Source organism: Psychrobacter proteolyticus (genome assembly GCF_039762275.1).
GTDB classification, from domain to species: domain Bacteria; phylum Pseudomonadota; class Gammaproteobacteria; order Pseudomonadales; family Moraxellaceae; genus Psychrobacter; species Psychrobacter proteolyticus_C.
Genome location: NZ_JBDLOB010000001.1, coordinates 396,067 through 414,866 on the forward strand (window position 1 = coordinate 396,067; position 18,800 = coordinate 414,866).

Consider the following 18,800-nt stretch of genomic DNA (forward strand, 5'->3'; position numbering starts at 1 on the left):
AGAGGCTACTATCTAGGTCGTTTCTATCATAGCAAAGTACAGACAATAAAAAATGCCCTTTAAATAAATTAAAGGGCATTTTTTTATTGATAGATATGTACTGATTAAAATAATAAGTCAGCGTATCTTTTCCACTTAAAAGTGACCAAGCTTATTTTTCTAGGATACAAGTCACGCCTTGACCACCTGCTGCACAGATAGAAATAAGTGCACGGCCCGAACCTTTTTGATCCAATAATTTAGCAGCAGTGGCTAGAATACGACCACCAGTTGCTGCAAATGGATGACCTGCCGCTAGTGATGAACCGTTTACGTTTAATTTGCTACGATCGATAGAACCTAGCGGGGCATCTAAGCCTAAGCGCTCTTCACAGAATTTCTCATCTTCCCAAGCAGCTAAGGTTGATAGTACTTGTGAAGCAAAGGCTTCATGAATCTCATAAAAGTCAAAGTCTTGTAGAGTCAGACTAGCACGCTCAAGCATACGTGGTACCGCATAAGCTGGTGCCATTAGTAAGCCTTCTGTAGTACCAGATTTACCGATGAAGTCTACTGCTGCGGTTTCTTGATGGACGATATAAGCAAGTGGTTTTAGCCCGTGCTCTTTTGCCCACTCATCAGTACCTAGTAGTACACAAGAAGCACCGTCAGTAAGCGGCGTAGAGTTGGCAGCTGTCATCGTTGGGTTGGCATTTTTTCTGCCAAATACTGGCTTTAATTTACCCAGCTTTTCTAATGTAGTATCTGGACGCAAGTTGTTATCACGAGTTAGGCCTTTGTATGGCGTGATCAAGTCGTCAAAGAAACCTTCGTCATAAGCGCGTGCTAGGTTTTGATGGCTGTTAAATGCAAGCTCATCCTGCGCTTCACGGCTGATATTCCACTCAAGCGTGGTAATCGCTTGATGATCGCCCATTGATAGGCCAGTACGTGGCTCACCGTTTTGTGGTGAGTCGATTAAGTCTTTTGGATTGAGACCCATTAGTGCTTTTAGACGTTGTTTGTTGTCTTTTGCTGCACCAAGTTTGATCAGTACTTTACGCAAGCCATCGCCGACAGCGATAGGAGCGTCAGAAGTAGTATCTACACCGCCAGTGATTGCCGAATCGATCAGACCAAGTGCAATCTTGTTAGCAGAAGCAAATGTCGCTTGTAAGCCAGTACCGCAAGCTTGTGAAATATCATAAGTTGGCGTATGTGGGTTTAGCGCGGTATTCAATGTCGCTTCACGAGTAAGGTTGATATCACGGCTAAGTTTCATAACTGCGCCAGATACCACTTCACCTACGGTTTCGCCTTGCAGGTTATAACGCTCAATCAAACCGTCCAACGCAGCTGTTAGCATGTCTGTGTTGCTAACATCAGCGTATGTTCCATTTGAGCGTGCGAATGGAATACGGTTACCACCTAAAATAGCAACACGATTCAGATTCGAAGCTGGTTTGGTTTCGCTGGCTTTTTTAGCTGGAGCAGGTTTTTTGGCAGCAGTGGTTTCTACTTTTTCATCGACCGCTTTTTTGCTAGTAGTTTCTTTAGCACTGGTGTCTTTAGCGCTATTGTCTTTAGTCGAGGTATTTTTTGCAGCAGTTTCTTTTTTTGCTGTATCTGATTTTGTATCTGTTGCTTTAACAACTGTACTTTCAACAACAGGGCTATCTGGATGATTGTTTTTATTACTCATAATATTATCCTTAAAAAGTATGGGTAGAAGTAAAAAGTGATAGGTAACAATAAAAAATAGTTAAGTTATTTTATACAAGCAAATATTATCATTTATTACGCAATACAGCTGTTTATCATAAGGCGTTTTTATTCACTTAATGTATCTCTTTAGCAAACTATGTGACGCTTGTATGAGGTCGGTAGTAGATTCATGACCATGACGCATCGCTCTAATAGACTGGCTAGTAAGAAATATTAGCATTGCATAACAGTACGTTTGATAATATATTGTTATCAATAATTAAGTATGCCATAACCTATAGGTCAGATTTTAACATGTTATAGTGGCGCTTAACGCTGCTAAAAACGACTGGCTTGTATACTGACTTGTTTACAGAATGTTGTAGACATTATCTGTTTTTGGACTTGTTTATAAGGGAAGTGTATAGTTAGGCTAGTTTTGAGGCGATTTACTAAATTTAAATAATTACGATGTCAATGTCTCTATATAATAGATTCATTGCATTTTTTATTATTATACGAATCATTAATTATAAGGATTATATTATGTCAGACCGTTATGGTGATTTTGTTCAATCTTCTATTGGCAAAAAAGTAGCAAAAAACTTAGGTTTGCCGATGCCAACGACGCTTGATCGTTTCGAAAGCGGTGAGCGTTTGGTGCGTGGTAGTGTATTGGTTGGCCGTGCTACTGGTGATGACAAGAGTGTCAGTGAGTCTGTTGCCCGTATCCTGTCAGACGTCCATGCCGAAGTATATGTAAACAGCAGTGATGACATCAAAGACGCACTTGCTGATGCAGGCGTAGAGGCAAAAGCCAACACGGGCGGCGATGATCAATTCAAAGTACTGCTTTTTGATGCCAGCAATATCAGTAATGCTGAACAGCTAAAAGAACTTTATGAGTTTTTCCATACAGTTGCACGCCGCGTAGAAAAATCAGGCCGTGTGGTTGTGGTTGGTCGTACGCCAGAGAACATCACTGATATTGAATCTGCAATGGCTCAACGTTCGCTTGAAGGTTTTGTGAAGTCAGTGGGTAAAGAGTTTAAACGTGGTATCACAGCGCAGCTGATTTATGTTGAAGAAGGCGCAGAGCAAAACCTAGATTCAACCTTACGCTTTTTTACCTCAGCTCGTTCAGCTTATGTATCAGGACAAGTAGTACGTGTCAGTAAAGGCAGCTCAGTCGATGTTGACTGGAACCAACCTTTGGGCGGCAAAACTATGCTAGTGACTGGCGCAAGTCGCGGTATTGGCGAAGCTATCGCTCGTGTATTGGCTCGTGAAGGGGCGCATGTTATATGTCTAGATGTACCGCAGCAGCAAGCTGACCTACAAAAAGTTGCTAGCGAAATCAGTGGTTCTGCTTTGACAGTAGATATCACTAGTGAAGACGCTGGCGCAGAAATCGCTGACGCTGCTCAAAAACGTGGTGGTTTAGATTCAATCATCCATAATGCTGGCGTGACTCGTGATAAGACATTAGCTAAGATGGATGAGAAAAAATGGAATATGGTCATCGATATCAATTTAGGCAGTATCGCTAGATTGAATCGCTACTTGTTAGACAATGATGTGTTGAAAGAAAACGCACGTATCGTATGTGTGTCGTCAATTTCAGGTATCGCGGGCAACATGGGTCAGACCAACTATGCCACTTCTAAAGCCGGTGTGATTGGTTTGGTTAACGCAACTGCCAAGCAATTAGAAGACAATGCTAAAGGCATGACGATCAATACAGTCGCTCCTGGTTTCATCGAAACCCAAATGACAGAAGCTATTCCATTTGCTATTCGTGAAGCTGGTCGCCGCATGAACTCAATGAGCCAAGGCGGCTTGCCAGTAGATGTGGCTGAGACTATCGCATGGTTCGCGTCACCTGCGTCTGGCGGTCTAAATGGCAACACGGTTCGCGTCTGTGGTCAAAGCTTACTTGGTGCATAATGTTGATTAATTGACAGGTATATGTGAGAAATAAGGTACAGATAGAGAGAGAGTAGTTGTATCATATGAGCTATTATTTCTCGTTTGTATCACATATGCTTACGAAATAATCTCTGATAAAGTGTAATAAAGCTGCCCAAGGGTGGCTTTTTTATGATAAAAACACAAGAACCAATAGCCAAACTATTTTTTGCTATTAAAGATACTCATGAGGTTGATTAAATTTAATGCTTATTAGATGATTTAATAGTAGGCTTTAGTCAATGACTGCAGATTATTTTTATATACGTTAAAGAACTTGTTCAAGCCACACTTAGGATGTACTTATGTCAGACAAACATTATGATGCGTTGCCAAAAGCGCACACTACTTACGCCAATATTGTCAAAAGCTTATTGCCTATCGGTAATGGTGGCAAGGTCAGTAGAGACCAGTTGCCACAATCTACTTACTATGTAGATGACTTGCATATCGATCAAGAAAACCTAGATGACTATCGCAAAATTTGCGGTTTTGCTGATGATGGTAAAGTCCCAGCAACTTACTTTTCAGTATTGTCACAGACGCTGCAAATGAACATGATGGTCAAAGAGCCATTCCCATTTGCCATGTTGGGTCTTGTCCATGTCGATAATAGCGTCACCCAGTATCGCCCGATTGGGGAGCGTGAAACGGTAGCAATGTCGGTCACTTTTGATAATCTACGCGATCATGCCCAAGGTCAGCAGTTTGACTTCGTGACTATCGTAAAGTCAGAAGAGGAAGTCATCTGGGAAGGCACGTCGACTTATTTATCACGTAGCAAAAAACCTAGTAGTAAAGATAAGAAGAGCGCGCCGCGTCCGGTCATGGTCAAGCCTGAAGTAAACGAAGCAGGTGTTCATAGCATTTTTGAAGTGCCGGAAGATATCGGTCGTCGTTATGCCTTTGTCTCAGGCGATTTTAACTTAATTCATTTGCATCCACTATCAGCACGTGCATTTGGTTTCCCTAAAGCGATTGCGCACGGTATGTGGTCAAAAGCTAAGTGCCTTGCTCTAATGGGTGATTTGCCTGATGCTTACACAATCGACGTCTCATTTAAGCTGCCTATCTTTTTGCCAGCTGAAGTAGAGTTGATTGCTGAGCCAGTAGCCCAGCTCAAAAACGTAGATGATACTTGTGAGTTTGGATTATATAGCTCTAAAAACAATAAACCGCATTTGGCGGGTGTTGTAACCCTAAAGAGCGACAGCAAGTAGAGTAAGTATCATAAAGCTTCTATTTTAACAGCCATATTTAACGTACATATTTATTATTATGACTTCACAAAACATGCCTTCAGAAGAAAACGCGATAGACGTAGATCAAACAGATAGCTCGATAGCGACTGATACGGTCGCTGCTAACGATAGCGGCGCTAACATTCATATTAGTGCCGATAATGGCGTTGATTTGGCCGATATCTTTGAGCCTTATTTTCGTCCAGATGCAAACACTATCGTGTGCGGTGCATTAGATGATGAAAAAGTCGTGGCTTTAGCGAAAGCGGGCGTCGAGCTCGTCATCAACTTGCAGCCTGATGACGAGTTAAGCTTTGATGAGGCATCAGCAGTTGAGCAAGCAGGTATGCACTACGAACAGCTGCCTATCAGCGGTGCTAAAGAGCTAAAGCAGCTTAAAATATTGGCGTTTGATAATGTATTACGCCAGCACCATGGCAAAAAAGTTGCTATGCACTGTGGGTCGGGTAATAGAGTAGGAGCTGCAATAGCGCTGCGGGCAGGATGGTTGCGTGGACGTAAGATGGATACAGCGATGGAACGTGGTCGCAGTCATGGTTTGACCAAGCTTGAACAAGAAGTTCATAATCGTTTGCTAGTACCGCGTTAACTAGATTTGTGGCTTTAAATGTTAGTACTGTCTTAGACGTTAGCAAACTCTAAAAATAACATCGAAATAAATAATCAAAAAGGCGACCAATAGGTGGCCTTTTTTATTGGCTCACAATTCATTTATACTGGTTCAAATATTTTATATAGTCAAAGAACTACTTGTGCAATCTGTAATCGGCTTGCTTGTATCCGTTTTAAACTTCTTTGACTATAGCTTACATATAGCTATCATCTTAAAAATACAATAATTCATATCACTGGAGCAAGGTAATAATGATGGATCATAATACAGAAAATTCTAATACATCTATAAACGTTGACTTACAAAAAAGTTTACAGCAATTACTGACAAGGTTGCAGCTTGATAATGCACCTGCTGGCGGGGCTGTGGTCGTGTATCAAGCAGGTCAGTGTATTGCGCAAGCCAGTACAGGTATGGCGCGTCCTGATATGCCGTGGCAGCCCGATACGTTGGCCATTAATTTCTCTACCGGTAAAGGGGTATTGGCAACGTTGGTTCATGTACTGGTTTCGCAGCAGCTGCTTGAATATGACAAACCTATTGCCTATTACTGGCCAGAATTTGCTGCAAGCGGCAAAGACCAAATTACGTTGCGACAAGTCATGTCACATCAGGCCGATTTGTTTTCGATTCAAAGTATCGATGTCGATAGTGAGACAGTACTCGATTGGGATACGATGCTGCGCCACATTGCAGCGATGCCCATTACCTCTCCCGAAGATGCGCCCAAATATGACAGCGCTTATAGTGCACTAGTCTACGGTTGGGTATTGGGCGGCGTAGTAGAGGCGGTCACGAATCTATCATTCGCTGAAGCACTGCGCCAGTATCTAACAGAGCCTCTGTGCATTGCCGACAGCTGCTATTTTGGTGTGCCGGATATTAAAGTAGATCAGGTGGCAAAATTGGCCAAAGATTTTGAAGAAACAGAGGATACGAGCTCCCAATTAAAATCGAGACGTCAAAAACCAACCTTAAAAGTAGACTCTCAAGAGACTTTACGTACTTACGCAAGCTTACCTAGTTATCATTGCTGGCAGCAGAAAATGATAAACGACAAGCGTGCAGCTGAGACGCAAAGTAGCCTTGATGACAGCCTTGATGAAAAGCTAGATAGCTCTGATACTAATAACGCACAGCCTATCTTAAATACTGCGCGTATTAATAGCTTATATTTCAATACCAGTCAGCTCAATCTAAAAAACTATAAGGCGGCGCTGATACCTGCTGGCAAACATGCCCTTGATTATCATAAGCGTCAAACATTACAGGCGGTCATTCCAGCGGCAAATGGTGTCGCTTCCGCTAAAGCACTGGCAACGATTTATGCAATGCTCGCTAATGGCGGTGTATGGCGAGGGAAAACGCTGATTGATAGTGCTACTTTTGAGCAGTTATCTACTCCGCAGGTTGAGGGTTTAGATGCGGTTATGCCAGCGGCTATGAAATGGCGATTGGGCTACCATAGATTATTCAGCTTATATGCTAACAACGATGATATGGATAAGAGAATGAGTCCTGCATTATCAGGATTTGGGCATATGGGATATAACGGTTCGGTTGCTTGGTGCGACCCTGAGCGCCAATTGTCATTTGCTTTTATTCACAATTTTGATACCACCATGCTCAATGACGTTCGTCAGTTTGCACTGACAGAAGCCGTCTTGAGCTGGGTAGAAGAGATGCTTTAATTATGCTAGTTTTAATCGCGAATTGATTCTGTTTCAAATATAAGCAGCATTAATTTTAATGCTGCTTGTTTGGTGTCATTTTAAGCAATCTTGATGCGCTAAGACCATGGATAAAGATAGAAGTCAAAATGACAATCGAACAGACAATCCACAATTTGAGCGCATCTTCATCTGCGAAGAAACCTTGATTGAGCGCATAGGACAGATAATACAAAGTACCGATACCACGAATACCCAAAGCCGATATTGCGTATTTCTCGGTATGTGGTAAGTTCAATCCTGATAAGGCAATAAATCCACCAATTGGACGTATAAGTAGTAAGAAGGTAAAGCTGACGATATAGACACGCCATGTCAACTCGACACCTGCTTGCAACCCTTGACCGAGGAACATACCAAAGATAACCAGCACCAATGACATTAGTAAGCCTTCTGATTGCTCAGCGAAATCATGCAGTTTTTGATGATAGGTATGCTCACACTCCGAGCGACGAAACGCAAATGCGGCCACAAATACAGCGATAAAGCCATAACTGTGTACATACTCTGCAAGTCCATAGGCTAGGAGCGTCAACGCAATAACCACATAGCCTTGCGAGATGGTAGTCTCACGTGTATGTTTAGAAAACACGACTTTGGCCAATATTTTACCAACCAATACACCTACCACTACACCTGCGCCAATCTTCCACAAAACATCATGAGTAAACCACGACCATAGCATCTCGTAAGTAAAGGCTTTGCCTTCACTGAATGCTTCCGCAATTTTAATCGCTAGGTACACAAACGGAAAAGCCAAACCGTCGTTTAACCCGGCCTCTGACGTTAAGGTAAAACGCGGTGTGTCTTCTCCTCCTGTATTGGGAGGTCCCACCTGAATGCTCGAAGCCAACACTGGATCAGTAGGTGCTAACACTGCACCTAATAAAATAGCTGCACCAAGGCTCAAACCAAACGCGTAATACCCCAAGACTGCCATCGCAAAAATACCAATAGGCATGGTAATGAGTAGCAGTCTTACTGTTGGTCGCCACAAGCGCCAAGACAACTCTGTGTCGATTTTAATACCAGCACCAACCAATGAGACCAGTACAACAATCTCAGTCAGTTTTTCGATGAGTAAACCGTTATCAAGTGGGTCTAAAAAGGATAAAGACGTCCACCAGTAGCCCATCATCAGACCGAAGCTGACTTGGAGCATCGGTAATGAGATGGAGGTGCGCTTAAAAATAACAGGAAACAATGCCCCGAGTAAAAAGGCAATCCCGCAGATTAATAAGAATAAGTTATATTTTTCAATCATAAGGTTTACGCACGTCGTTATGTTTTAATGGTCGATTTTATGAGGGTAATTCTAGATATTGATGACAATTCACAGCAATAGTTGATAGTCAGTCACTGATACTCTTTATCATGACGTCAAAATAAAATAATTACCGCAAAAAATAGTTATCAAAACGACAGCTACGTTGTTTTTTGGTGAAAAAAAGCCTGCATTACGCAGGCTTAATATTTTTATTAGTATGTCTGGAGCATTAATAGTTTACAGACTAGCGCTCGACTTGGCTCACGTCACGTACGGCACCAGTATCAGCACTGGTAGTCATAGCAGCATAAGCACGTAATGCTGGCGAGACATGACGGTCACGGTTGACAGGCTTCCATGCATCACGACCACGCGCTTCCATAGCTTCTCGGCGAGCGGCTAAGTCTGCATCACTCACTTTCATGTTGATGGTACGGTTTGGGATATCGATATGAATACTATCGCCTTCTTCAACCAAACCAATCGCCCCACCTTCAGCAGCTTCTGGGCTGGCATGACCAATTGATAGACCTGATGTACCACCAGAGAAACGACCATCGGTAAGTAGAGCACATTCTTTACCCAATCCTTTTGACTTCAGATAAGTCGTTGGGTACAGCATTTCTTGCATACCAGGGCCGCCTTTAGGGCCTTCGTAGCGAATGATGACCACATCGCCTGCAACGATTTGATCAGCCAATACCGCAGCAACCGCATCATCTTGTGATTCAAATAGACGCGCGCGACCAGTAAAGGTCAAGATGCTTTCGTCGACGCCTGCGGTTTTGACCACACAGCCGCGCTCGGCGATATTGCCATATAGTACGGCTAAGCCGCCATCTGTAGAGTAGGCGTGTTTGGCACTACGGATACAGCCTGACTCACGGTTGACGTCGAGGTTTGACCACTCTTTTGATTGTGAGAATGCTTCTGTGGTACGTACGCCACCAGGTGCTGCGAGGAAGCGTGCGCGAGCTTCATGATTGTCAGGGTTCATGATGTCCCACTTATCGATCGCCTCTTTCATCGTTGCGCTATGGATAGTTGGTACATCAGTTTTTAGTAACTCGGCGCGATCAAGCTCAGCAAGTAATGCAAAGACACCGCCAGCACGATGCACGTCTTCCATATGGTATTTCTGTGAGGCAGGGGCTACTTTTGCCAGACAAGGCACACCGCGACTCAAACGGTCAATATCAGCCATCTTAAAGTCGATTTCTGCTTCATTAGCCGCAGCAAGTAGATGCAAGATGGTATTGGTTGAGCCGCCCATGGCGATATCTAAGCTCATGGCATTTTCAAAAGCGGCTTTGGTAGCGATAGAGCGTGGCAGTACAGAGTCATCATCTTGCTCATAACGACGCTTAGCAAGCGACACAATGGTACGACCCGCTTCTAAGAATAGCTCGCGGCGCAATGAATGAGTAGCTAGCAGTGAGCCATTACCTGGTAAAGCTAAGCCTAAAGCTTCGGTCAAGCAGTTCATCGAGTTGGCTGTAAACATACCAGAGCACGAACCACAAGTAGGGCAGGCTGAAGCTTCGATAGCGGCGACGTCTTCATCACTGATGCTATCATCAGCCGCGTCCATCATCGCATCGACTAGGTCAAGTTTGCGAACAGCACTGCTGTCACTACTATCGGTATTGTGGCTCTTACCAACGGTACTGGCTAAGATTTTGCCCGCTTCCATTGGGCCACCTGAGATAAACACCACTGGAATGTTAAGGCGCATGGCGGCCATCAACATACCCGGAGTGATTTTGTCACAGTTAGAAATACACACTAGCGCATCTGCACAGTGGGCATTGACCATATACTCGACAGAATCAGCGATCAAATCACGACTTGGTAGCGAGTACAACATACCGCTATGGCCCATCGCAATACCATCATCAACCGCAATGGTATTGAACTCTTTTGCAACGCCGCCTGCTTGCTCAATCTCACGGGCGACCAGTTGTCCAAGGTCTTTTAGATGCACATGGCCGGGTACAAACTGGGTAAAAGAGTTAGCAATCGCAATGATTGGCTTGCCAAAGTCGCCGTCAGTCATGCCGGTTGCACGCCATAATGCGCGCGCGCCTGCCATATTACGACCGCCGGTAGAGGTTTTTGAGCGATAATCCATGTGATATTCCTTACAAATAGGCGGGGTTTTTAAAATGTGCACCCTCAGTTTTAATAGGGATAGTGTGCTTTTTATAGAGAGTGAGTACTAGTGAATAATACTAATTCGTTACCATACCATTAGATATGAATAATTAAAAACAATATGCTAATAACAGTGAATTAATAATAACGAATTAATAATCACAAGCGATGAGCGAAAAAACCGTTATTCAAAATAGCTACTCAATACGTTCTAATATGGCTTTGTCAAACCAAGGAAGATCAGCTTTGTCTGCTTCTAATTTCATAATGGCTGCAAGCGCATGAGTAGCCAGTAGCTGCTGATAATCACTACTAGCTTCAATTGTCAGCAATGATTCGGCAGGTAGTGCTTGCGTATTGGGGTTTAGCTCATCAACGCTAATTAATGTCTGCTTATTATTTTTATAAAGGACGTCTACACGACCAAAAAACTGCCAGTCTTTAAAAGCGGCAATAATGGCGTCGGCAGCATCCTTAGTATATACCTGCTGCGTCTCTTTACCCGTATTGGTCCAATGTAGTCGTACGGCCAATTGCAATGCCTCACTAAAGACTACCAACGAGCCAATAATTTTCACATGCCAAGGACTGGTCAGCAGTTCCTCATCAATGCCAATTAACCTAGCAGCTTCGTGAGCCGACATGGGTGTATTGAATTGAATCAGTAGCTTAGGAGTGAGCGGGTGCGTTTGTTTGATTGCATCATCCAAACTGTCATAGTGATACAAAAAAGGCAGAGGCAAATCTTGCGTGACAGTTTTCTTTATAATTTTACAATTATGTATCTGCCAGCTGATTGCTTTATCAGTCAATGCTTCTGCTAATATGATAGCGCTTGGATCGATAGTTTGAGTACCACTTCCACTCTCAATATCAGAGTATTCTTCCTGATTATCAAGGGTTGCAGCAGTATTATCCATATCTGGTTGAGTTGGCAAAGTAGGCAAATCCATAAGCATAGCGTTATTAAAATAGAGGGTTAATATAACATTTTAAAGGCATGACTCGCCAATAAATTAGTGAGCTAGCATGGTTGGAATATGGCTTGATATTTTTCAAATTCGATTGTCATACTGACTTGTACTAAAGTCATATTTCGTCCACTATATGACAGACGCTTTTATCTATTTTTGATAGCTATTAATCTATTAATTAACTAATAATAAAACCTTTAAAGGAAGAAGTAATGACTGAATTGAATCAACAGACTACTTATGACGACAATAATATCTTTGCCAAAATGCTAGATGGTGATATTCCGTATCATAAAGTGTATGAAGATGATAAAACGCTCGCCTTTATGGATATCATGCCGCAAGCAGAAGGCCATGTATTGGTGATACCGAAGCAAAAGGCTGTGGACTTGGCCGATCTTGAGCCAGAGTATGCTGCTGCAGTATTGATGACCTCTAAAAAGGTCATGCAAGCCCAACGTCAAGTGTTTGAGCGTGAAGGCATTATTCAAATGCAGTTAAACGGCGCACAAGCTGGTCAGACCGTGTTTCATTATCATGTGCATCTCATTCCATCAAGTATCCATGAATTGGGTCGTCATGCAGTGACCCAAGCCGATAATAGTGATTTGGCAGATATTGCGCAGAAGTTGGCGGCAGTGATTGATGCATAGTTAGGAAACAGAGTGCTTCTGTTTAGGTACAAAAAATATTGGTATTTACGAATTAGCGAGCATTTATAGGTTATAAATCACTAAAAAAATATATATACAATCAAAAGGCAGCTAGCAAGCTGCCTTTTTTATTTTCTTGGTAATAGTCATGTAACATTCGTTAAAGTCATGTTACGAGTTGAACGCTTGTCTAGGGTTTTGGAAAAGAGTGTGATAATTATTATAACCATTCACACATACTTTCTAATCTTTGCCTTAATTAAAAATTTCCATAAAAAGGCATTGTTAACTTTTGAGGATATTATCTTTCATGAGTAAATTACCTCGTTCGACTATTTTATTACCAGTCTTTGTACCTGCAGCAATTATTATGCTGCTATTGGTCATTGGTACCGCGATCAATCCTGAAGCAGCGGGTGCTCTGTTTAGTGATGTGCTTAGTTTTACGACTGAGACATTCGGCTGGTTTTATATGCTGGCAGTGGCACTGTTTTTAATGTTCATTATTGTACTAGCGTTTTCGTCTTATGGCAGTATCAAGCTGGGCCCTGATCATGCTGAGGCGGAGTACGGATTCCTTGAATGGTTTGCCATGCTGTTTTCGGCAGGTTACGGGATTGCGCTACTGTTTTATGGGGTAGCGGAACCAGTGATGCACTTTTCAAGTCCGCCAATGTCGGATCCGCAAACTATCGCCGCGGCAAAAGAAGCGATGCAAATTGCGTATTTTCATTGGGGTTTTCATATTTGGGCGATTTATGGTGTCGTTGGTTTATCACTAGCTTATTTTGCGTTTCGTCATGGTCTACCACTATCAATACGCTCGACGCTGTACCCGATTATTGGTGAAAGGATTCATGGCCCTATCGGTCATACAGTCGATGTGTTTGCGATATTAGGTACGATGTTCGGTATTGCTACCAGTCTTGGCTTATCAGTGTCGCAAATCAATGCGGGACTCAATTATCTATTGCCAGATATCATACCAGTGAATACGACCGTACAGGTGATTGCCATTGCCTTGGTGACCGCCGCGGCATTGGTATCGGTATTGGCAGGTATGGATAAGGGTGTAAAACGCTTATCTATTTTAAATATGCTATTGGCAACTGCGTTAATGCTGTTCGTATTTGTCGTCGGTCCGACTATTTTTATCTTGAATGCCTTTATGGAAAATACGGGTAGCTATCTGGGTAATATCGTTGAACGTACCTTTAGCTTGCAGGCATACGAGAATAGCAATTGGATCGGCAGCTGGACTTTATTTATTTTTGCATGGACGATTGCATGGGCACCTTTTGTAGGTCTGTTTATCGCTAAGATTAGCCGTGGTCGTACTATTCGTGAGTTCGTATTGGGTGTGATGCTAGTACCGACCTTCTTTACGTTCTTCTGGTTTTCGGTGTTTGGTGATACCGCGCTACATATGATTATGGTCGATGGTTATACCTCATTAATAAGTGAAGTACAAAACAACCAAGCGATTGCTTTGTTTAAACTGTTAGAGAATCTACCGTTTACTGAATTTGTGTCGTCGTTGACCATTTTATTGATTATTACCTTTTTTGTGACGTCATCAGATTCTGGCTCATTGGTAATCGACTCGCTAGCGGCAGGTGGTCGCAGTGATACGCCATGGTGGCAGCGTAGCTTTTGGGTAGTGACTGAAGGTGCTGTCGCAGCAGTATTACTACTTGCAGGTGGTTTAGAAGCCCTACAAACAGCGGCTATCGTTAGTGCGTTACCATTTGCGATTATTATTCTGATCTCTATGTTTGGTATGTGGCGTGCGCTGCGTATCGAAGGACATCGTAATCAAAGCCTTGGTAATGACAACAGACTGCCGCCGCATTTACTCAAACCGTCTGCATGGCGCGAGCGTATTGATTATATGACCGATAAGCCAACGCGTGACAAGGTCTTAAGTTATATCAAAGAAGTGGTTATGCCTTCGATGATGGAGGTGTCGTCTAAATTTGCAGAAACAGGTTGGACGACTGAGGTCAACTATGACGCGGTCAATAACCGAGCCGTATTAGAGCTACAGCGTGGTGACGATGTCGAGTTTTGGTATGAAGTTCGCTTATCTGAACATGATGCGCCTGATTATTATACTGAAGACAGTGCAGATACCTTGCCACAAGAGCACCATCATCGCGCTGAGGTGTATCTACGCCGTGGTGGTCAGACCTATGACTTATACGGCTACAAATCTGAATCAGTGATTAATGACATTATTGATCAGTTTGAGAAGTATTTACATTTCCTCAATGTATCGCCTGATAGCCTACCGTGGCGCATGCAAGAGCATGATGATGACATTACGCTAGAGCAGGGCAGTGTGCTTGATAAATAATGTATGGGATGTATTAAAAACGAGTAATGCTTATGCAAGTTATTCACGTGAATAGCTTGCATTATGTGCACGAATCCTTAGAATAACGGCTTGTTTTCCTTACAAATCAAGCCGTTTTTTATGTCTATTGATTCTCCCATTTTACCTTCGTCCTCGACTTTGTCTGATCATCCGCTATTACAGCCACTAAATATCGGTGGCCTGACGATTGAAAACCGTTTGATGGTCGCACCGATGGCAGGCGTGACAGACAATCCCTTTCGCCGATTATGCAAATCATTTGGCGCAGGTCATGCGGTCAGCGAGATGATCATCGCTGATACCGCTCTTTATGCGCGTAAAAAATCCTTGTACCGTGCCAATTTTGACAATGAGATTGCGCCTATTTCGGCACAAATAGCAGGTGCTGAACCGGATAAACTGGCTGAAGCGGCTCGTTATCAAATTGATAATGGTGCACAGATTATCGATATCAATATGGGCTGTCCGGCCAAAAAAGTTTGTCGTAAGCTGGCAGGCTCTGCATTGTTGCAAGACGAAGATTTGGTCGCACGATTGCTAGATGCAACGGTCAATGCCGTTGATGCACCTGTCACGCTAAAGACACGTCTAGGCTTTGAAAACGGTCGTGAAAATATCTTACGAGTCGCCAAGCGTGCTGAGCAGGCAGGCATTGCAGCGATTGCTATTCATGGCCGTACGCGTGAAGACATGTATACAGGCAATGCACGCTATGAGCTAATACGCGAAGTCAAAGAAAGTATCAGTATTCCTGTCATTGCCAATGGCGATATCGACAGCGCACAAAAAGCCCAACACGTCTATGAAATGACAGGCTGTGATGCGGTGATGATCGGGCGGGCAGCCCAAGGTCAACCATGGATATTTCGCGATATTGAGCATTTCTTGCGTACTGGCGAGCGTCTAGAGGCACCGAGCGTTAGTGAGATAAAAGAGATCGTACTAGCCCATTTGCAAGAGCTCTATGATTTCTATGGGGAGTACTCAGGCTGCCGTATCGCTCGCAAACATATTGCATGGTATACAACAGGTATTCCAAACTCTAACGCCTTTAGACAGGCGATGTATGGCGAAGAAAGCACGGCTGGACAATTCAAAGTGGTCGAAACTTTTTTGCAGGCGCATGAGTAGCAATCGCTTAAATCTTATTTTATAAACTCGTGCTAATTACTTTTAATAGTGCTTTTTACGTCTTGCCTTTTGATAGCTCTTTTATATAACAGCTATGCTTTATTAATTGGCACAGTATGATTGTCAGTATCAGACTGTTTGTCAGGCGCAGGTTTTCTATTTTGCCAAGGGAATCGACCTTCTAGTTCAACCTGTAACGATAAGCTTAAAAAGGTTCGAATCAGTACGATAAAACCTAGCACCAGTACGCTGCGTAGCGATGGCTCGGTGACGACAGTAGCCACGATATCAGCGGCGATTAGCACTTCTAACCCCAACAATATAGACTTGCCTACGGTCTGTCTGATTTCAACATAAGTATCATTGTTGAAATGACCAGACGCTCGAAAAGCTCTATATAAAGCAAGAAATAGCCCAAAAAACATAATGAGGACGCCAATGACTTCGATCATTTTGGCAATTAAGTCGATATAGTGAGTTAGTGTGTCTATCAAAGCAGATACTCCTCATAATTGATCAAAAAAAGCTTAACACTTAACACTTGGTACTTAGCACTTAGTAATTAACAACAAGCTAAAAATGTATTTATAAATATTTATGTCGACGACGAAATTTGTAAAGATCCCGTTAGCTAACGCCCACTGTGGTTTTGTTCACTCCATACGACATTTTTTTGCTATGCTATAACCGAATACCAATAACTATAGAATAAACGAAAAGGACTTTTTATGGCCAATCTCTCGAAAAAAGCAATCACCAAAGCCGTCAAGGGCAAGAATATTATCATCACAGGCGCTTCAAGTGGTATCGGTGAGCGTACGGCTTTTTTGCTCAGTGAATGTGGCGCGCATGTTATTTTGCTGGCCCGTACTGAAGATAAGCTAAAAATGGTCAAAGAAAATATCGAAACACTTGGCGGCGCGGCCAGTTACTATCCATGCGATCTGACCAATATGGATGAGATTGAAAAAACCAGTGAAAAGATTTTGGCTGACTTTAAGCATGTCGATGTACTAGTCAACAATGCAGGACGTTCGATTCGCCGTTCAGTGCATGAATCGGTCAACCGTTTTCATGATTTTGAACGTACCATGGAGATTAATTATTTTGGCGCGGTCAAAATCATCCTTGGTTTCTTGCCAACGATGATTGGTCGTCAAACCGGTCAAATCGTGAATATCTCCTCAATTGGGGTGTTGGCAAATAGCCCTCGTTTTTCAGCGTATGTCGCGTCAAAGGCGGCCTTAGATGCATTTAGTCGCTGTTTGGCTGCTGAAGTCAAAGGCGATAACATCAAAGTAACCAATATCTTTATGCCACTTGTGCGCACCCCGATGATTGCGCCAACCAAGCTATATCGCTATATGCCAGCACTGATGCCTGACGAAGCAGCAATGATGGTCGCAAAAGCCATCGTTCATAAGCCAAATAGCATTGCGAGTAATATGGGTAAATTTGCCTCAGCGACTTACTCCTTGGTACCAGCTTTTAACGTTGGCGTTCAATCCATTGGCTATCGCATTTTCCCAAGTTCGACCGCTGCACAAACGACTGATAGCAAGCCTAACCTTGCTCAGCGCGCCTTTGCCAAAATTCTACCTGGTGAGCATCACTAGAATCAATTTGTTATCAGGCTCGAATTTGAATAAGAAGGATACTACGGTATCCTTTTTTTATGCCTTAAAAATATGCTTAAGCAGTATAAGAACCTTCTTCGCCACCAGTATGTTAAAGGCTTAATTATGCGATAAATAAACCCTTAAAACTTCCGCTGTTAAATTTCCTTCATATATCTAAGTTTCAGGAAGATGAATAAAATTCATCTTATGTTTAAATTGTATCGTTTTTATTCATGTTTAGATTTAGGTATGATTCACCTCATACACAGATTTGGTTTTATCTCAGATAAATAAGGTAGCGGATCACCATGAGTAAAGAATTCAATTGTTCAATTAAGCACATTCGTTTTGACGAAAACTATCAGCCTGCAGATAGCACGCGTTTGACGACTAACTTTGCAAATTTGGCACGCGGCGAGCACCGCCAAGAGAACTTACGCAAAACGTTAACCATGATCAATAACCGCTTTAATGCATTGGCGCATTGGGATAATCTGACAGCAGATCGTTATTCTGTTGAAGTTGATATCATCTCTGTCGATCTAGATGTTAAAGGCAATGGTCAGACGTTTCCTATTATCGAAACGCTAAAAACAACGATTGTGGATCACAAAGAAAACAAGCGTATCGACGGTATGGTTGGCAACAGTTTCTCCTCTTACGTGCGTGATTATGATTTTAGTATTGTGTTACCAGAGCATCGCGACAAAAACCTAGCATCCATAACGCCAGATAATTTTGGTGAGTTGCACGGCAAGCTGTTTCAATATTTATTGAATTCAGAAGCTTACAACGCTCACTTTCACAAAAAACCTGTGATTTGCCTGAGCGTGTCAACCAGCAAGACTTACTATCGTACTGTCAATCAGCATCCTGTATTGGGTATTGAATACAAGCAAGATGAATACTCGTTGACCGACGACTATTTTCATAAAATGGGCTTAACGGTACGTTATTTTAAGCCTGAAGGTAGTGCCGCGCCGCTAGCGTTTTATTTTGAAGGGGACTTGCTGAGTGATTACACCGATCTTGAGTTGATTAGTGCAATCAGTACTATGGAGACCTTTCAGAAGATTTACCGTCCTGAGATTTACAATGCCAACTCAAGCGCTGGTCAAGTGTATCAACCTAGCCTGAATTACCAGGATTATTCATTGACGCAAGTGGTCTATGACCGTGCCGAACGCAGTCAAATGGCAGTAACCCAAGGCAGATTTACCGAAACGCATTTTATTAAGCCGTATCAAACCATCCTTGAGGAATGGGCTGCAAGCTATGATGTAACAGGCGATACTGCTCAAAAAGAAGCTGCTGAAAAAGAAACGGCTAGGAAGCAAGCCGCTTAACTGAGCATTACTCATCAACATAA

Annotated in this window: 14 protein-coding genes; 9 read left to right on the forward strand and 5 right to left on the reverse strand. The window is 42.8% G+C overall.

The genetic code is table 11. From position 1 onward, the window contains the following. Nucleotides 1-151: 151 nt before the first annotated feature. On the reverse strand, nucleotides 152-1,681 hold the full coding sequence (locus tag ABFV72_RS01565) for an acetyl-CoA C-acetyltransferase (protein ID WP_347162042.1): 1,530 nt from the start codon (nucleotides 1,679-1,681) through the stop codon (nucleotides 152-154). Between the two features lie 548 nt (nucleotides 1,682-2,229). On the opposite strand from ABFV72_RS01565, the gene ABFV72_RS01570 reads away from it, so the two are divergent. The 4 genes from ABFV72_RS01570 to ABFV72_RS01585 all read left to right on the forward strand — a co-directional run bounded on the left by ABFV72_RS01570 (nucleotide 2,230) and on the right by ABFV72_RS01585 (nucleotide 7,217). Continuing rightward, complete coding sequence (locus tag ABFV72_RS01570) at nucleotides 2,230-3,630, forward strand: 3-oxoacyl-ACP reductase (protein WP_347162044.1); 1,401 nt, start codon at nucleotides 2,230-2,232, stop codon at nucleotides 3,628-3,630. A gap of 326 nt (nucleotides 3,631-3,956) precedes the next feature. Further along, nucleotides 3,957-4,871, forward strand: a complete 915-nt coding sequence (locus ABFV72_RS01575; RefSeq protein WP_347162046.1) for a MaoC family dehydratase — start codon at nucleotides 3,957-3,959, stop codon at nucleotides 4,869-4,871. Between the two features lie 58 nt (nucleotides 4,872-4,929). Further along, nucleotides 4,930-5,502 carry a beta-lactamase hydrolase domain-containing protein gene (locus tag ABFV72_RS01580; protein WP_347162048.1) on the forward strand — a complete coding sequence of 191 codons (573 nt, stop codon included), beginning with the start codon at nucleotides 4,930-4,932 and terminating at the stop codon, nucleotides 5,500-5,502. Nucleotides 5,503-5,780: 278 nt separating this feature from the next. Beyond that, nucleotides 5,781-7,217, forward strand: a complete 1,437-nt coding sequence (locus ABFV72_RS01585) for a serine hydrolase domain-containing protein (RefSeq protein WP_431192058.1) — start codon at nucleotides 5,781-5,783, stop codon at nucleotides 7,215-7,217. 55 nt (nucleotides 7,218-7,272) lie between these two features. On the opposite strand, the gene ABFV72_RS01590 is transcribed toward ABFV72_RS01585, so the two are convergent. The 3 genes from ABFV72_RS01590 to ABFV72_RS01600 all read right to left on the reverse strand — a co-directional run bounded on the left by ABFV72_RS01590 (nucleotide 7,273) and on the right by ABFV72_RS01600 (nucleotide 11,630). Beyond that, a complete protein-coding gene (locus ABFV72_RS01590; RefSeq protein WP_057759457.1) occupies nucleotides 7,273-8,520 on the reverse strand; it encodes a cation:proton antiporter in 1,248 nt (415 codons plus the stop codon). Between the two features lie 247 nt (nucleotides 8,521-8,767). Then, on the reverse strand, nucleotides 8,768-10,654 hold the full coding sequence (gene ilvD / locus ABFV72_RS01595) for a dihydroxy-acid dehydratase (protein WP_134292494.1): 1,887 nt from the start codon (nucleotides 10,652-10,654) through the stop codon (nucleotides 8,768-8,770). Nucleotides 10,655-10,874: 220 nt separating this feature from the next. Further along, nucleotides 10,875-11,630 carry a hypothetical protein gene (locus tag ABFV72_RS01600; RefSeq protein WP_347162052.1) on the reverse strand — a complete coding sequence of 252 codons (756 nt, stop codon included), beginning with the start codon at nucleotides 11,628-11,630 and terminating at the stop codon, nucleotides 10,875-10,877. Nucleotides 11,631-11,863: 233 nt separating this feature from the next. On the opposite strand from ABFV72_RS01600, the gene ABFV72_RS01605 reads away from it, so the two are divergent. The 3 genes from ABFV72_RS01605 to dusB all read left to right on the forward strand — a co-directional run bounded on the left by ABFV72_RS01605 (nucleotide 11,864) and on the right by dusB (nucleotide 15,812). Further along, nucleotides 11,864-12,304: an HIT family protein gene (locus tag ABFV72_RS01605; RefSeq protein WP_347162054.1), complete on the forward strand. Its 441-nt coding sequence runs from the start codon at nucleotides 11,864-11,866 to the stop codon at nucleotides 12,302-12,304. Nucleotides 12,305-12,614: 310 nt separating this feature from the next. Continuing rightward, nucleotides 12,615-14,660, forward strand: a complete 2,046-nt coding sequence (locus ABFV72_RS01610) for a BCCT family transporter (RefSeq protein ID WP_201579024.1) — start codon at nucleotides 12,615-12,617, stop codon at nucleotides 14,658-14,660. A gap of 120 nt (nucleotides 14,661-14,780) precedes the next feature. Beyond that, complete coding sequence (gene dusB, locus ABFV72_RS01615) at nucleotides 14,781-15,812, forward strand: tRNA dihydrouridine synthase DusB (protein WP_201547384.1); 1,032 nt, start codon at nucleotides 14,781-14,783, stop codon at nucleotides 15,810-15,812. A gap of 92 nt (nucleotides 15,813-15,904) precedes the next feature. On the opposite strand, the gene ABFV72_RS01620 is transcribed toward dusB, so the two are convergent. Continuing rightward, the gene (locus tag ABFV72_RS01620; RefSeq protein WP_347162057.1) at nucleotides 15,905-16,306 is read right to left on the reverse strand and encodes a DUF1622 domain-containing protein; all 402 of its coding nucleotides are present in this window, start codon (nucleotides 16,304-16,306) and stop codon (nucleotides 15,905-15,907) included. A gap of 234 nt (nucleotides 16,307-16,540) precedes the next feature. Between ABFV72_RS01620 and ABFV72_RS01625 the strand changes: the two genes are divergently transcribed. Both ABFV72_RS01625 and ABFV72_RS01630 read left to right on the forward strand, forming a co-directional pair. Continuing rightward, nucleotides 16,541-17,428: an SDR family NAD(P)-dependent oxidoreductase gene (locus tag ABFV72_RS01625; protein ID WP_057759469.1), complete on the forward strand. Its 888-nt coding sequence runs from the start codon at nucleotides 16,541-16,543 to the stop codon at nucleotides 17,426-17,428. 311 nt (nucleotides 17,429-17,739) lie between these two features. Continuing rightward, the gene (locus tag ABFV72_RS01630) at nucleotides 17,740-18,777 is read left to right on the forward strand and encodes a DUF1852 domain-containing protein (protein WP_347162059.1); all 1,038 of its coding nucleotides are present in this window, start codon (nucleotides 17,740-17,742) and stop codon (nucleotides 18,775-18,777) included. Nucleotides 18,778-18,800: the final 23 nt, after the last annotated feature.

Coding starts and splice junctions, on each gene's coding strand:
- ABFV72_RS01565 (WP_347162042.1), bottom strand. CDS start 1,681: ATGAGTAATAAAAACAATCATCCAGATAGCCCTGTTGTTGAAAGTACA.
- ABFV72_RS01570 (WP_347162044.1), top strand. CDS start 2,230: ATGTCAGACCGTTATGGTGATTTTGTTCAATCTTCTATTGGCAAAAAA.
- ABFV72_RS01575 (WP_347162046.1), top strand. CDS start 3,957: ATGTCAGACAAACATTATGATGCGTTGCCAAAAGCGCACACTACTTAC.
- ABFV72_RS01580 (WP_347162048.1), top strand. CDS start 4,930: ATGACTTCACAAAACATGCCTTCAGAAGAAAACGCGATAGACGTAGAT.
- ABFV72_RS01585 (WP_431192058.1), top strand. CDS start 5,781: ATGGATCATAATACAGAAAATTCTAATACATCTATAAACGTTGACTTA.
- ABFV72_RS01590 (WP_057759457.1), bottom strand. CDS start 8,520: ATGATTGAAAAATATAACTTATTCTTATTAATCTGCGGGATTGCCTTT.
- ilvD (WP_134292494.1), bottom strand. CDS start 10,654: ATGGATTATCGCTCAAAAACCTCTACCGGCGGTCGTAATATGGCAGGC.
- ABFV72_RS01600 (WP_347162052.1), bottom strand. CDS start 11,630: ATGGATTTGCCTACTTTGCCAACTCAACCAGATATGGATAATACTGCT.
- ABFV72_RS01605 (WP_347162054.1), top strand. CDS start 11,864: ATGACTGAATTGAATCAACAGACTACTTATGACGACAATAATATCTTT.
- ABFV72_RS01610 (WP_201579024.1), top strand. CDS start 12,615: ATGAGTAAATTACCTCGTTCGACTATTTTATTACCAGTCTTTGTACCT.
- dusB (WP_201547384.1), top strand. CDS start 14,781: ATGTCTATTGATTCTCCCATTTTACCTTCGTCCTCGACTTTGTCTGAT.
- ABFV72_RS01625 (WP_057759469.1), top strand. CDS start 16,541: ATGGCCAATCTCTCGAAAAAAGCAATCACCAAAGCCGTCAAGGGCAAG.
- ABFV72_RS01630 (WP_347162059.1), top strand. CDS start 17,740: ATGAGTAAAGAATTCAATTGTTCAATTAAGCACATTCGTTTTGACGAA.